The sequence below is a fragment of the Lentibacillus sediminis genome (assembly GCF_002763455.1).
Lineage (GTDB): Bacteria > Bacillota > Bacilli > Bacillales > Amphibacillaceae > Lentibacillus_D > Lentibacillus_D sediminis_A.
Genome location: NZ_NIXK01000005.1, coordinates 113311 through 128092 on the forward strand (window position 1 = coordinate 113311; position 14782 = coordinate 128092).

The window sequence follows — 14782 nt, forward strand, 5'->3', positions numbered from 1 at the left end:
CCATTAGATTACGAGTTGCCACTTTGTGACTTCATGCACTCAACAGATAGGGTAAGCATCCACCTAGCGGCATCTCTTTATAATGGACCCAAGATTTTAGACACGAGAAAAAGAGATGTTAATTTAAAAACTCTCTTGCCCTTTCTTCTACTAAGAAATTTACTAAACTGTATCATGTGCAGTTCTACCATGAATAACTATACTTTTAAATTAAAGAAGTCCCCTTGTCTTACAATGCGAACCATATCCAATTCTGTATCACCCTTTACCTCCACATCCCCAACACAAAGCATTCCACTCACATCAACATTCCCATCAAGCATGTATGCCCCCTTGCGATCTTTTACAAAATGGAGATAATCCAGCAACTCCTCCAGCCCAGTAATCGCATATTCCATTCTAGCTGTATTTTTCACTTCACCTATTACTATTTTTACAAGTTCATCTGTTCTTTTATCAACTATCTCCAAAAGGAAGTCTGGTCGCCCTCGCCATAAATCATCGGATTTCTTTTTACCGAATATCTTTTCCGTTATTTCATTGGCTGTTTTCATTGATTGGAATTTTTGCTTCAGATATAGATTGTCACTTTCTTTAATCTCACTGCCGGCAATACGAAACAATACTGTACCAGAGCCAACAGAATCATGATAAAGCTTATAAACATAGTCTTCCTTATTCCATGAGGCTGCCATACTTTGCGACCCATCCATGAGATGCAGCTGACTTTCCGCTGCACTATGTTTTATCAGTTGGATAATCCAATACAACTCTATCAAAACATCCTTATTGTCCGGTGCGATAAATGTTTCACGAAGCAGGGTCCTGATATCTTCTTCACTATAAAAACCATCCACTAACCTGCGATAGGATAAAAGCAACTCTGCCGCTTGACGGTAAAGCTTGTTACGATGAGTTACCATTTTTTGTACAACTCGATCTGAAACACGCACCTCATCCACTCGCTGCAAATAAATATTCCTCTTATACGCATGCAGAATGTTTAATTTTAACTCCTGCCATTCTTTGAACCAAGATGTTTTCTCAAACCCTGCAATATATTCATTCTTAAATAAACTGCTGTAGAATACCCCTAACAATTCTTTCAGGATCTGATTTTCAGGAATATTATAAGAGCGAACATTTTCATTTGTCGAAAATATAGTTCTATCCTTATAATTTCGCGCTAAGCGTTCTTTTGTCGTCTGATCCCAATCAATCTGCCCTCTCACTTCCCCCATAAAAGTTTCTGTTTTCATATTGGTTGTCGTCTTGAAACGTTTAAGTAATAAAGGCAAATCCCTTACAAAATCTTTCGCTTCTGTTCTCAGCAAAAAACGAAGGATCAGCAGTTGTTCCAGGTTGGCTATATTCACATTTATTTTTGATAAAAATGAATTGATACTCAAGAACCCCGATTTCAAATACCCATGAAGATAACCAGAGATTTCTTCAAGCAGTTCTTCTTCACTCATTTTCATTCAAATGCACCCACATCGAAAAAATCATTAGCAAAATCATCAAGATGACTTTTTTCAATTACTGCATCTGTATCTTCTGTTACCTGTGCAATAAACTCTTTTATTCTATGAACAGAAAGACCCTCGAATTGCGGCAATACGTACAGGATGATAGCAGAAGTGAAATCATCATTATCCTGTGTATGCATGGCAATGTCCCTAATAATAGCCGGTCCTATTTTCCGGTAAGCATTAATAAGTTTCCAGATGGCTGTCAGCGTTTCTACATTTGGATATGTTTCCATGTCCCATACTTCCAGGTACTCTTCAATCAGGTCATTCGTGATCGTTTTCGGAATACCCACTGGGATGAATGCAAACCGCCGCATAAATGCATAGCTCATCTCGTACAAAGAAGCTTTGTCTATCGTGTTCATCGTTCCAATAATCCGCCAGTCTTTTGGGATGATATAGGTATGGTCTTTCGGCTCTACAGCAACTTTTGTCCCCTGTGGTTTCATTTGTATCATTTCGCCACTCTTTGATTCGAACGGAAGTGTAATTTCGTCCCCTGTTAATACAGAAAACAACGAACCAAATGCCTTATCAATATCAGCTCTGTTGATTTCATCTATAATAAGCCAGTTATTTTTTGGCTTGTTCGTTACTTTATCCTTGACGCAATTTAAGAATATACCTTCATTGAAATATAAGTGCCCTTCTTTGTCAGGAAAATATCCGCCGATCGTTTCATAAGTAGACCAGTTTGATGCTGCAGTTACCATGGTCGAATTAACATCATACATTTTGCATATTCTGCTAGCCAGTTTCGACTTCCCTGTGCCAGGCGGTCCGGTTAATATAATATGCTTACCATATTGAAGTGCTGTCTTCACCTGATCCATGAGAACATCGATGTTTTCAAATACCAGTCCATCTTCAACTGGTTCCACATCAAAATTTACGGTTGGAATTTGTACTCTATTGCCCAAAGTTTCTTTAACCTCTTCGGCATCATATACTCCCTTATCTAATAGACGCTGAATACTTGTATATTTAATAGGGTTTCCCGCACTTGTATGTATTTGGCTCACGTCCACATTAAGTAGTTTATTCCTTAATTGCTTGTCCGCCTTTGTGCCCTCTAAAGCGTACCGTTCTCCTTTCTTTTTATAATCTTTCAATTCGTATACCTCTTTGATTTGATTGTTATATACCGCACAAAAATAGCGCAAATTACCAGATTCCAGCTTTCTTTTACTAAGCTTCCAGGCTTGGCTTGTGGCATTATAAAGCTCGACGGATAACATATCTTCTTTATAACTTACACCGATTTTGATTAAAATTGTGTCGTCGATCTGTTCTTCCTCATTGTTTAACTTCTCTTTACTAGCTGATGCAGATGTCCGCCACATCTCAGCTATTCCGGGAGTTTCATAAAAATCAATTTGGTCAGTTCCATATTCGTCCTCCAGTTTTTCACGGATAATATATAATTGCTTATCCAAATCATTGGTTTCACCATCTTCAATTAAATTAGCATAGGCCTTAACTATACGTTCTTTATGGCCCCAACTTGCAATTCGTTCAAAATATCCCGGCAATAAAAGGTGGAGGATAATATGTTGCATCTGCACTCTTTTTCCTACTTGAGAACGAACCTCTTCTGCTACTTGTTTTAACTTTTCCGGTTGTTCCAGAATTACTTTTCGTTTCTCTATCAGTTGAATCTTCAAATATTCAGCAAAAGAGAACAGGAATGATACTTCAAAGTATTTACTTGCACTATAGAATACACCAGGCATCCCTATACCTTTTTTAAATGCATTAAATACAGGTAATGAAGTATCTATTTCAATATCTTTCCATGAGGCGATTGTTTCGAGTTTGCGTATCTTTGTTTTATAACTGAAGGCTTTTTTAGATGGAAATAAGTAATAAATGAACAATAACTCAATGACAAATTTATAAACATCTTCAGATTCATTGCTCAGCTGCTTTTTTAGCTTATCGTCGAAGGAGTCACCTGGTTCATCAGGACGTTCAATAAAAATAGATCTAAATCTACTCATATTTTCTACAGTCCAAATAGATTCCCCTTCCCATATCAATGATTTGTCGTCCAATAAGCAATTATATTTCCATTTTTCCGCAGCACCGTAAATTGCTTGTTTTTCACTTTCTTTTAATTTGTAGTTAACAGCCAATTACTCCACCTGCTTTTTATGTAGTGTCTTACTATTAAGATACCAAAATGAGAGGGTGAAAACTACACCATAGCTTTAATCCTCAAAATACATATGCAACGTGCCATGGATGTCAGAAACGTATGCTACCTTCGTCTCGGCTACCACTGATTGATTAAGCAAATAAGCATGAACCTCATCAAAATAAACTTGACCCTTACCCGTGGAATTCGTCCTAAATACAAGCAAGGCATTATCGATTCCGCATGTTGCCTTTGCAATATTAACTAATTCTTCAATTCTGGATCGATTACGGACATTCATGATTCCTATTACATTGTCGGGCATGTTTTCACGTTCGCAAAAGAGTTTATCCAATGTCTCCTCATCTTTGTTATAAAGGTTCTCTCGCTCCAAGTGTAAAATGAGATCATACCAATACTCATTATCGTAACTGCCCCACCATGACAAATCCATTGCCCTACTCGCTCCACCATTTGTGTCCTCGGTAAATGGATGATAACCCAACATTGATCCCAGTCTGGAAAAGTACTCTATTTCATTCATTGTAAATGGATGTCTACCATGTTGAACCGAGAGATTAAGCGTATGGTAGTTTTTTACATATCCATCGAATAACTTCATTAAATTTAATTGAGTCAATTTGTACCATCCCATTCTCACTCGTTTATTAAGCGCTTTCAAATGTTTTGCGTCAATCATTGTGCTTTCTTACTGGGAGAATTGTTCCTCTTGTTCAAAGACCTTACAATAAATTTTAAGCATCTTAATTCTGATCCGCTGTCTTCCTCTTTTTCAAAGCCTCTAGGATAGTGGCATCTATAAAAATCAAAACCACACCAAAAATAAGCGCATAATCCGCCAAATTAGGAATTCCTTCGCGAAAGGAGAAATCAATAAAGTCTGTTACCTGATTAAATAAAATTCGGTCAACTGCGTTTCCAATGGCACCACCTGCATAAAGTGCAATCCCTGTTTCCAAAAGCTTTCCATTTATATGGCCTTTCTTCAGCATATAAATACATGCTGCCGCAATGATGATGGCAACGGGAACAAACAGACGGCCATACCCTTCAAATAATCCGAAAGCAGCGCCGCTATTTTGAATGTGTGTAAAGTTTAACACACCCTCCAAAACCTCCATCGTCTCTCCAACATTTAACTGGGAACGAATCCAATACTTCGATAGTTGATCAATGAAAATGACTAGAATAGTAACGCTATAGAAAAGGATAGGAATCACACTTTCTTTGCTTTTGGGTGTGTCGGTTTCTTCATTACTAGTCCACTTTGTTCATTGTGTTTACCACATACTCCTACTATAGCAGATGTCCGCCCATAACTACGGGAGGGACACCTTTTCTTTCATCTAAATTTATCGTCCAAATACTCCCGCACTGGCCCAGGCAATAATTGATAAAATAATCCCTTATATTTTAAATCGAGCAGCCCAGCAATGAAAACAGTAATGAAGATAAACAGTAAAATTGGTTGTTTATTTTTATTGAACACGGTAAGTACTCCTCTTTGAATTGATTATGTGATGTTATTTTAGATCAATCTTACCATAATTATAATTGCAAAAGTGTTTTTTACCTATACAAAAACACCCCAAAAGGTTAGGCTTTTTCCTCTAACTTTAAGGGTGCAGTATTTTTCTGATTATTGCAGATGAATTGAGCCCCGAGTGCGGAGTTTCGACCCAGTGATTGCGGAGGAAAGAGCCACCATCTGCGGATTAGAGAGCCAGTAGGATAAATAAAAAAACTCTTGTATAATAAGAAGGCGTAGTAAAAACATGACTTAATTATACAGGAGGCTCTTTTATCGTAAGGTTCTGGAACTTTATTTGAAGAAATTGGTCAATGAACAATAATTCAAGTACTGGTCACTCTAGAAATAAGATTTCAGAAGTCATTCGAGAGGTTACAGGCACTCGTAAACAACTATTTTATTATGACTATTCATCCAACCCAAGTTTATAAGGTGTGCTGTTAGAAAGCTTTCTTTCTAATAAATTTCCATCATAAATCTCTTTTATAAAGTAATTTTGGAGATTAAATTGTCCGTCCGAATATACGTTCAAGATTCTATTAAACAATGAATTTGTATATGCCTCGGAAAAGTTAACTAGATATGGAACAAGGTTTTTATCAACATAACCATTATGGACTATTTGATTTCTACACTTATAAATGTAATCAACAGTTAATTTAACTTCACTTCTTTTTTCTCTAAATTGTTTTAAGGCCTCTTTATTATCTTTATAAAAAGTGATTGTATTTTCAATTTCATCCAAAAAACTTTCTTTTGTAGTATACTCTTTTAATTCATCCATTCTGTTATAAAAATGAACTAAAGAGACTACAGAATCTTCAGAACGAGACACATAAATTCCAACATCATGAAGGAAATCATTCGGTATATTTATAGTATCATCTCTTTCATATGAACTCCGGCTATAAAATTCGGTTAATCTAAAAAGATCATGAAGAGGTCTGTGTTGTTCCCAAAGAAAATACATATTAGAGATAGTTTCTTTAACGAAATTAAATTTAGATTGCTCAACTTTCTTTGATATGTTTGCTAAACTCTCAATAGCAATCCAATAATTCAAAAGCTTATTTTCTTCATTCTGCCATCGTGCCTGTGACATTATATCCATAACACTTAAGATAGTATTTACTTCATAATACAAATCTCTTTTCCCTAATTCTTCTATAATACGTGAAACTTTTTTGATATCTTCGTATTTTTTATCGCTTAAAAATTTAGGGTTATCCCTACTTAGATTCCTTCTCATTTGTTTATCATCACTAGAACCAAGCAAAGTACCGAAAGAGCCATAATCTTCATCGACTTTTTGACCTATATATTGACCGTCCCAAAAAAATTCGTGGTACTTGTGACCATAATACAGATTTAGTAAATTCAATAAGTTTGAAAACTTTGACTCAGCTATTTTTACTGCAGAATTTAAAGATGTTGCTGTCACTAGAATCTTTGCATTACATCTACTTCGATATTTATATCTATCTTTAGGATCAATCTCTTTACTTCGCTCTCCGATGTAGCTTATATCAAATGTTTCATCAAAATAATCACCTTCTCCAAACATTTTTTCCACATCAGGACTATACAACTGACAGCCAAAGATTGAAATATCATCACTTTCTTGAGGTAATTTAATCATACCCCAAATAGGATAAATAAAAATATATTCGTTTTCATAAGAAAGTAGCTTTTTCCGGAAGAAATCCAATCGATCTTGAATACTCAAACCGTCTATATAATCCTTTCTTTCTTCATCCGTATTTAGTTCTCCCGGTATTTCTTTATAAATTATATATATATCTCCATCATGAATCTGATACGATTGAAATGTTTCTGAAACTAATTTTTTAACATCTTCAATATCCATTCCAGAGGTTACCAAATCAACTATTATTTCTTTTGTCAATTCTTTTATTTTTAATCGATCTTTTTTTTGAAATAATTTTTTCTCTAAAATTGAATACAATTCATCAAATAGAGCATGTGCAAAACTTTGGTTAGAAATTAAACTAGACAATTCTTTAGAGATAACATAAACTGTTCTTTTTTCTTTCTTCTCTAATTTTTCTTTCAAAATAAGCAATTCTTCTCGATAAATACTTATATATTTTTTAGAAATAAGAGAGTCAATTAATTTGATATATACTTTTCTATTATTTTCGCTTTCAAATTGATTTAATTCATACTCATTAATAATGTCTAAAAGAACAACCCTGATATTTACAATATTGATACCAATCATCCCATTTTTAACTTCTTCAGAAATTGAATTCCATTCATCATACCAATAAGTAAGCACTTGGCTATAGAATGAATCATCCTCAAAGATTTTCCAATTCAAGTTATCACCACATTAAGATATTTATTAGTTTAAATCAGTTAAAACTCAACCTTTTATAATTATAGCATGTTGAACGTTAACTGAGATCCCAAGAAGGAAATCATTATTTTTGTTAATCTAATTATTGGATCTAATTTGTACCAACTTTACAAGTCTTTTTTATCATAGATGAAGAGGAATTTACCAGTGAAAGAGCCAGTAAATGCGTAGAAGAAAGTCACTGCTTGTTGGGAAATATTAGACAGCATTGAAATGGTTTTATGCTAATTCAATGGCTGCAATGTATATATTAAGCTGAATTTTTTAGTTGCTGTTCATATGTTTACTATTCGACAAAGTTGATACGGCTCGGAAAGTGACAGGTACACAAAAAAAGAGGTCAATCGTAGAGCTGTGTCATCTATAAAAGGGACGCCTTTGCTTACATAATGGTTCTCTCCTCCGCACTTACTAGCTAATTTATCCGCAAATGGTGGCTCAAAACTCCGCAGAGGTGGCTCATTCCATCCGCAATTTCATTTTCATGCCAATTGAAAGAACTATTCCTGCCATCTAATAAGGTTTTTCACACATAACCAGTTTCCTTACTCACACGAACCTGATTCAAAATCAGAGCCCCAACCATTTGAATGACAGTCTTAACAATAATCTGCCCTAAAATAGCAGCCGGCACCGCCTCCCAAGGCAGTATATTAGCCCCAAGCGGACTCAAGCCAATGACTACGAATATTGCAGAATCAAATATTCCTCCAACAATCCCACTGTAGAACACGCGCCAGGCCAATGGCAGTTTCAATCGGCTATAGATCTCTGTATCAGCTGTTTCAGAGACAACAAATGAAATGACCGATGCCATCACAATAAATAACGTATCACCAAGCATGAATGAAACCGCCGCTGATAAAATTAAAGCGATAAAAATAAACAGATACGTTTTCGCTCTGCCATATTTATTTTGCACAATGTCCCGAAAAATAAAGGTCGCTCCAATGAACAATGTACCCATTGGAACAATAAAAACTCCAAACTGCAATGGTGCAAATGCTGCCGTTACCACATTAGCGATAACAATAGATAATAAGTAAAGTAGTATTCTCATGATATTGCTCCTTATTTTCTCCTATAAAAATCATCAAGCCCTTTTTTTCGCAATTTACAAGCCGGGCATTCGCCACAGCCATCTGCTATTACACCGTTATAGCAAGTTACCGTTCTTTCCCGGACAAGTTCTAGCACTCCATGCTGATCAGCAAGCTCCCAAGTACGAGCTTTGTCCAGCCACATCAACGGTGTTTCAATCACAAACGAATCATCCATAGATAAATTTAAAGTTACGTTCAACGATTTAATAAAAATGTCCCGGCAATCAGGATAACCGCTAAAATCTGTTTCACTGACTCCAATCACGATATGCTTAGCGCCTAATTGACTCGCTAAAACCCCAGCAAATGAAAGGAATAGCAGATTCCGACCAGGAACAAAAGTCGATGGCAGCTCGCCGTTTTCCCCCTCTTCTATCTTTATGTCTTCTTGTGTCAATGCATTTGGAGCAAGCTGATTCAGGAGCGACATATCAAGAATGTGATGTTTGACACCAAGTTCCGCAGCTATTTCCTTTGCACATTCAATTTCCAGACGATGCCGTTGACCATAATCAAACGTCACTGCCTCAACCTCTTCAAAACGTTCTTTTGCCCAGAACAGACAGGTTGTGCTATCCTGACCTCCACTAAACACAACGATTGCTTTCTCCTGCTTCACTATCAGAACTCCCTTGTAACGAAAAAACAGCACCCTAAGAAAAAAGTGCTGCTTCTTCTTAGTTTTTTAACATTTTGGCCAAGAAGCCTCCATCTTCAAGCGTGAGAATGTCTTTAGTCCAACGATAAGGTGGAAATGAATTGGTTCGGTCAAGTGCGTCTTTAAACGTGCTAATTGTCCGAACATGTGTTACCATATCATTATGAAGCGTTCTTTGATAACTGGATATATGAGGTTGCATGGAGAAACTAATAATGCGAAAACCAAGCGAGTCCTTCCATGTGTAAAATATCCAAGGCGCAAAAGAAACTCCGAATCGTCGGACATCTAGGGCAGGAACTGTCCAAAGTAACGCTCATGGAGACGAAAAATTGCTTTCGTTATGGAAGTGAGAAGCTCCCACTTCAAGCGTAGCTAAGTGGGGAGTAGTTCACGAGGGTAGCTAAAAACCACTTCCTTATTCCATTCCTCTTTTATCGATTATCTATTTTCTCCGGATTCAAATCATGGTTCATTAAACGATGATTCGCCATTTCTTCATATTTCGTTCCTGGCTTCCCATAGTTACACCATGGATCAATCGAAATACCTCCACGCGGAGTAAATTTCCCCCAAACCTCGATATATCTTGGCTCAAGCAAGTTAATTAAATCGTTCATAATAATATTGACACAATCCTCATGGAAATCCCCATGATTTCTAAAACTAAATAAATATAACTTTAGTGATTTACTTTCAACAATTTTTTGATCAGGAATGTAGGAGATATACATCGTCGCAAAATCAGGTTGATGTGTAATTGGGCAAAGACTGGTAAACTCCGGACAATTAAACTTCACAAAATAATCACGGTTTGAATGAAGATTATCTACTGTCTCAAGTACCTCTGGTGCATAATTAAATGAATAGTTATTATTCTGATTGCCTAATAAGGACAGATCTTTTAAACCCTCTTTCTGGCTTCGGCCAGACATAAAAAAGCCTCCTTGTACATGTTTCCCAACACTTTTTAAGAGAGGCTTCACCAATGTTCTATAAAAATTTATGTTAAAAACAGAAAAGCCACATCCGTTTATGGACATGGCATTAGTCATGTTTCCATAGTTTTTTATAGAGGGTATCAGCTATGAACCTCTCTTATTCTTAGTTCGGGCGTTCTTTACTTCAGTATACTATATAATATTTGGGTGGAAAGGTCAAATGGGACTTTTAAATTTATAAGTTAAAAAACACCAATCCATTGTTCTATAATTAAATTTCTGCCTGGCTATGAAAATTTTCTAACCGTTTCAAAGAAGTCTATTATAAAATCATAGAAATTTTTTTCTGTGGGAAGTAATTTTCGCTGACTAGGCGTAATAATCCCAACTGTACGGGTTACTTGCTGTTCCATGATATGTAATTTGACTGTAGACCGTGGCAAATTTTCAATTAACGTAATCTCAGGGATCAAACTTACTCCTAGACCTGCCGATACTAATCCTTTTATTGCATCTATATCCTCCCCCTCAAATGATACCTTGGGCTGGAACCCTTGAAATTGGCAAGCGCTGTCCACAATATCCCGAAGTATAAACCCCTCAGGAAATAAAACGAATGAATCATTTTTCAATTGACTGAGTTTAAGTAAGGTATTTTCAGCTAAAGGGTGATTAGATGGCAAGAGAGCGACGATTTCATCAACAAATAATATATCTGTTTTAATGTTTTTATTATGCTTTGGTACTGGTCCGATGAGCGCCATATCCATTTCGCCTTTTACAACGGCATCTACCAGCTGATGATAAGATCCTTGTTTGAGCTGAAATTTCACATGAGGGTAAGACTCTCGAAAGGCAGAGATGACATTTGGAAGCATGTAAGTAGCCAGACTGCTTGGAAAGCCAATTCGAATGGTACCACGATCCGGCTCTGTATATTCTTCTACTTCACGCTGCGCCGTTTCGATAACCTTCATGGCGTGCTGCATATGCTCCAAAAAAATCCTCCCGATAGGGGTTAACTTTACATTTCTTCCTTCCCTTATAAACAAAGGAACTCCCAATTCTGATTCCAAATTAACAATCTGACGGCTAATGGCGGATTGTGCAACATGCAGATCATGAGCAGCCTCCGTTACATGCTCCCTTAAGGCTACTTCTATAAAATATTGGATTTGCTTTAATTCCATTAGGTTCACCTTCTAATTTAATTAATCTCATTTCGGCATTAATGTTATCTAAATTAAGTATTGCTTCGATTAATTATAAATTATAAAATACATTTATGCAAAATAACTGAACTTTCTTTTCTAAGCTTCAATCAAAATTTAGATATAGGGGTATGAATAAAAATGGTAACAATATCATACATCAATCAAGATGAGATACAAAAGGCCAAAGATTATGTCAACAAAGTGTATGAAGCAGTAAAAAAACGTGATCCTCACGAAAAAGAATTCCATCAGGCTGTAAAAGAAATCTTTGACTCACTTGTGCCTGTATTTGTTAAACACCCAAGATATATGGAGAGCGGAATTCTTGAACAAGTAGTTGAACCTGAAAGAATCATTACCTTCCGTGTCCCATGGGTCGATGATCAAGGGAATGTCAAAGTAAACCGCGGATACCGGGTTCAATTCAATAGTGCCCTCGGACCCTATAAAGGTGGAATAAGATTTCATCCATCCGTGAATGCGAGCATTATTAAATTTTTAGGCTTTGAACAAATCTTTAAGAATTCTTTAACTGGCCAGCCTATCGGAGGAGGAAAAGGTGGTTCTGATTTTGACCCTAAAGGAAAATCCGACGGGGAAATTATGAGATTCACGCAAAGCTTTATGACAGAGCTTTCTAAACACATTGGTCCTGATACCGATGTTCCCGCAGGTGATATTGGGGTGGGAGCCAGGGAAATTGGTTATATGTTTGGACAATATAAAAGAATTATGGGCAGCTATCGTGCTGGCGTATTAACTGGAAAGGGGCTTGGTTATGGAGGAAGCCTCGCTAGAACAGAAGCAACTGGATACGGCACTGTTTACTTCGTACAAGAAATGTTAAAAGACAAAGGATTAAGTTTTGAAGGAAAAACCGTGGTTGTATCAGGGTCTGGCAATGTATCGATTTATGCAATGGAGAAAGCCACTCAATTCGGGGCTAAAGTCATAGCATGCAGTGATTCCAACGGCTTTATTTATGATAAGAATGGAATAAGCCTCCAAACTGTAAAAAGATTGAAGGAAGTGGAGAACAAAAGAATTGCAGAATATGTAAAAGAACATCCTCATGCTGAATACCATGAAGGATGCACAGAAATCTGGACAATCCCTTGTGATATTGCTCTGCCTTGTGCCACTCAGAATGAAATCGATGTGAATTCAGCCAAGTTATTAGTAGCTAATGGGGTGATCGCAATTGGAGAAGGGGCAAATATGCCATCTACCCTAGAAGCCATTGATGAGTTCCTAAATAATCGGGTACTCTTCGGACCAGCTAAAGCAGCTAACGCAGGTGGAGTTGCAGTATCTTCACTAGAAATGGCCCAAAATAGTATGAGACTTTCCTGGACATTTGAAGAAGTTGACGCGAAACTACACCAGATTATGATCAATATCTACCGAAACAGTGTAAAAGCTGCAAACGAATATGGCCATCCTGATAACCTTGTTGCCGGTGCTAATATTGCGGGGTTTTTAAAAGTGGCCGATACTATGATAGAACATGGTGTTGTCTAGTCCACAATTTTTAGATTACAAATAACCGGATGGATACACTCCCAATTCACATCATTTTGCTGCCAGTGAAGTTTATCCGGTTATATGTTGTTCTTTGAGCCTTTAAGATTGTATTCGGGCTTTCCTCTCATCCGATGAATCTATGATTAATGCTTTATGCTTTTCTGCTCTATTAAAACCTCATTCACTTATGATACGGTTCCCCCCGCATAATCCGAAACCCCCGATAAACCTGCTCCAACAAAACCAGCCGCATCAGCTGATGAGGAAACGTCATCTTAGAAAACGACAACGCCAGGTCACTCCGTTTCTGCACTTCCTCACTAATCCCAAGCGAACCGCCGATTACAAACGCCACTTTGCTTTTCCCATATGTAGCGAGCTCGTCCATCTTGGCTGCGAGCTGCTCGGAGGAGAGCATTTTCCCCTCGATTTCGAGAGTGATAACATAGGTGTCCGGACTGATGTGTGAAAGGACTCGCTCGCCTTCTTTGCGTTTCACTTCCTGCATTTCGGCGTCGCTCATCTTCTCGGGCGCCTTTTCGTCTGCTGTTTCCTTGATTTCCACGGTTGCATAGGCGCTGAGGCGTTTTAGATATTCCTGGATGCCATGATTGAGGTATTTCTCTTTTAATTTTCCGACTGCGATGATGGTAATTTTCATATGGACCGCCTTTTTTCTGCGAATGTTCTGTTTATGCTTAGTTTACCACAAACCCGGGACAAGAACCGCATTATGACGGAAAATTCTACTTGCAATTGTATAATTTTTCCGGTACTATATATCTAAATGATACATATCATTTAGATAGGTGGTTGAAATGAAGAAACAAAATCATACGAAATATGCGATCTTGGGGCTGTTGACAACGGATTGCCGCACGGGGTATGCGATCAAGCAGATGATTGATCAGAGTTTGAATCATTTTTGGAAAATCAGTTATGGGCAGATTTACCCCATGTTAAAAGAGCTGGTGGAAGATGGGCTGGCGACGGTGGAGACAACCTCCGAGGAGGGGAAGCCTGATAGGAAGGAATATTTTTTGACTTCCAAGGGGGAGGAAGAGCTGCGGCGGTGGCTGGAAACGCCGGTTGGGGAGGTGGCGCCGGAGAAGAATGAGATGCTTCTGAAGCTGTTTTTCAGCCGGCACCAGGAGAAAGATGTGACGATTCGTCAGTTGGAGCAGTACAGGCAGCATTTGGAGGAGCGTTATCAGACGTATGCCATGATTGAGGAGCGGATTCGAAGCCATATGTGCGCGCAACCAGATGCGGCCTATTGGCTCTTTACCCTTGATTACGGGAAGCGCCTAACGGAGGCGGCTCTTGAGTGGTGTGATGCTACGATGCGCGCTATTAGCGAGGGATAGGGGGAGGAAAGTTGAACAAAGTTCTTTTGCATGTTGAGGGGTCTTCCGTTTTGGCATTGAGTGTTTATTTTTATTGGGCTAGCGAGTTCAGCTGGGTGTTGTTTTTTATCTTGCTGCTGGCGCCGGATATTTCGATGCTTGGGTATTTCCTGAATAATCGGGTTGGTGCGGTGATTTATAACTTGTTTCATACGTACAGTCTGTCGATTGGGGTTATTCTGTGCGGCCTTTTACTATCCGCTCCAGCTGTCACGGCAATCGGATTGATTTGGACAGCACACATTGGGATGGATCGCATGGTTGGATATGGTTTAAAGTATCCAACGGCTTTTAAGGATACGCATTTGAATCGGGTCTAGTTCCACGGGCAATTG

The 14782-nt window shown here is 37.8% G+C and carries 13 protein-coding genes and 1 riboswitch; of the genes, 3 read left to right on the forward strand and 10 right to left on the reverse strand.

Annotation, left to right across the window (positions count from 1 at the left end):
- Window positions 1–197 precede the first annotated feature (197 nt).
- The 9 genes from CEG13_RS09495 to gltC form a co-directional block, all read right to left on the reverse strand.
- Window positions 198–1481: a hypothetical protein gene (locus CEG13_RS09495; protein ID WP_100011644.1), complete on the reverse strand. Its 1284-nt coding sequence runs from the start codon at window positions 1479–1481 to the stop codon at window positions 198–200.
- Window positions 1478–3667, reverse strand: coding sequence for an AAA family ATPase (locus CEG13_RS09500; protein WP_100011645.1), 2190 nt, complete (start codon window positions 3665–3667; stop codon window positions 1478–1480). Before CEG13_RS09500 ends, CEG13_RS09495 begins: the two co-directional genes overlap by 4 nt.
- A gap of 75 nt (window positions 3668–3742) precedes the next feature.
- Entirely contained in the window at window positions 3743–4123 is a 381-nt protein-coding gene (locus CEG13_RS18590) for a hypothetical protein (protein WP_143469662.1), read from the reverse strand.
- 310 nt (window positions 4124–4433) lie between these two features.
- The gene (lspA, locus tag CEG13_RS09510; RefSeq protein WP_100011647.1) at window positions 4434–4910 is read right to left on the reverse strand and encodes a signal peptidase II; all 477 of its coding nucleotides are present in this window, start codon (window positions 4908–4910) and stop codon (window positions 4434–4436) included.
- Between the two features lie 717 nt (window positions 4911–5627).
- The gene (locus CEG13_RS09515; RefSeq protein ID WP_100011648.1) at window positions 5628–7562 is read right to left on the reverse strand and encodes a hypothetical protein; all 1935 of its coding nucleotides are present in this window, start codon (window positions 7560–7562) and stop codon (window positions 5628–5630) included.
- 565 nt (window positions 7563–8127) lie between these two features.
- Window positions 8128–8661 (reverse strand): VUT family protein, encoded by a 534-nt coding sequence (locus CEG13_RS09520; protein WP_100011649.1) that lies wholly within the window; start codon window positions 8659–8661, stop codon window positions 8128–8130.
- Between the two features lie 11 nt (window positions 8662–8672).
- Window positions 8673–9323, reverse strand: coding sequence for a 7-cyano-7-deazaguanine synthase QueC (queC, locus tag CEG13_RS09525; protein ID WP_100011650.1), 651 nt, complete (start codon window positions 9321–9323; stop codon window positions 8673–8675).
- Between the two features lie 473 nt (window positions 9324–9796).
- Window positions 9797–10297, reverse strand: a complete 501-nt coding sequence (gene queF, locus CEG13_RS09530; RefSeq protein WP_100011651.1) for a preQ(1) synthase — start codon at window positions 10295–10297, stop codon at window positions 9797–9799.
- Window positions 10298–10417: 120 nt separating this feature from the next.
- Window positions 10418–10464, reverse strand: a riboswitch (PreQ1 riboswitch).
- Between the two features lie 126 nt (window positions 10465–10590).
- Window positions 10591–11493, reverse strand: coding sequence for a glutamate biosynthesis transcriptional regulator GltC (gene gltC, locus CEG13_RS09535; RefSeq protein WP_100011652.1), 903 nt, complete (start codon window positions 11491–11493; stop codon window positions 10591–10593).
- Between the two features lie 162 nt (window positions 11494–11655).
- Here gltC and gdhA point away from each other — a divergent pair, with 162 nt between their 5' ends.
- Window positions 11656–13038: an NADP-specific glutamate dehydrogenase gene (gene gdhA / locus CEG13_RS09540; protein ID WP_100011653.1), complete on the forward strand. Its 1383-nt coding sequence runs from the start codon at window positions 11656–11658 to the stop codon at window positions 13036–13038.
- 184 nt (window positions 13039–13222) lie between these two features.
- On the opposite strand, the gene rlmH is transcribed toward gdhA, so the two are convergent.
- Complete coding sequence (rlmH, locus tag CEG13_RS09545; protein ID WP_100011654.1) at window positions 13223–13702, reverse strand: 23S rRNA (pseudouridine(1915)-N(3))-methyltransferase RlmH; 480 nt, start codon at window positions 13700–13702, stop codon at window positions 13223–13225.
- Between the two features lie 157 nt (window positions 13703–13859).
- On the opposite strand from rlmH, the gene CEG13_RS09550 reads away from it, so the two are divergent.
- Both CEG13_RS09550 and CEG13_RS09555 read left to right on the forward strand, forming a co-directional pair.
- On the forward strand, window positions 13860–14408 hold the full coding sequence (locus tag CEG13_RS09550; RefSeq protein WP_100011655.1) for a PadR family transcriptional regulator: 549 nt from the start codon (window positions 13860–13862) through the stop codon (window positions 14406–14408).
- An 11-nt stretch (window positions 14409–14419) separates the two neighbouring features.
- Window positions 14420–14767 (forward strand): DUF4260 domain-containing protein, encoded by a 348-nt coding sequence (locus CEG13_RS09555; RefSeq protein ID WP_100011656.1) that lies wholly within the window; start codon window positions 14420–14422, stop codon window positions 14765–14767.
- The last annotated feature ends 15 nt before the right edge of the window (window positions 14768–14782 follow it).

Bases quoted from the DNA above. Each gene is read 5' to 3' on its own strand.
- CEG13_RS09550 (WP_100011655.1), top strand. From the start codon at position 13,860: ATGAAGAAACAAAATCATACGAAATATGCGATCTTGGGGCTGTTGACA.
- rlmH (WP_100011654.1), bottom strand. From the start codon at position 13,702: ATGAAAATTACCATCATCGCAGTCGGAAAATTAAAAGAGAAATACCTC.
- queF (WP_100011651.1), bottom strand. From the start codon at position 10,297: ATGTCTGGCCGAAGCCAGAAAGAGGGTTTAAAAGATCTGTCCTTATTA.
- CEG13_RS09520 (WP_100011649.1), bottom strand. From the start codon at position 8,661: ATGAGAATACTACTTTACTTATTATCTATTGTTATCGCTAATGTGGTA.
- CEG13_RS18590 (WP_143469662.1), bottom strand. From the start codon at position 4,123: ATGGATTTGTCATGGTGGGGCAGTTACGATAATGAGTATTGGTATGAT.
- gltC (WP_100011652.1), bottom strand. From the start codon at position 11,493: ATGGAATTAAAGCAAATCCAATATTTTATAGAAGTAGCCTTAAGGGAG.
- CEG13_RS09495 (WP_100011644.1), bottom strand. From the start codon at position 1,481: ATGAAAATGAGTGAAGAAGAACTGCTTGAAGAAATCTCTGGTTATCTT.
- gdhA (WP_100011653.1), top strand. From the start codon at position 11,656: ATGGTAACAATATCATACATCAATCAAGATGAGATACAAAAGGCCAAA.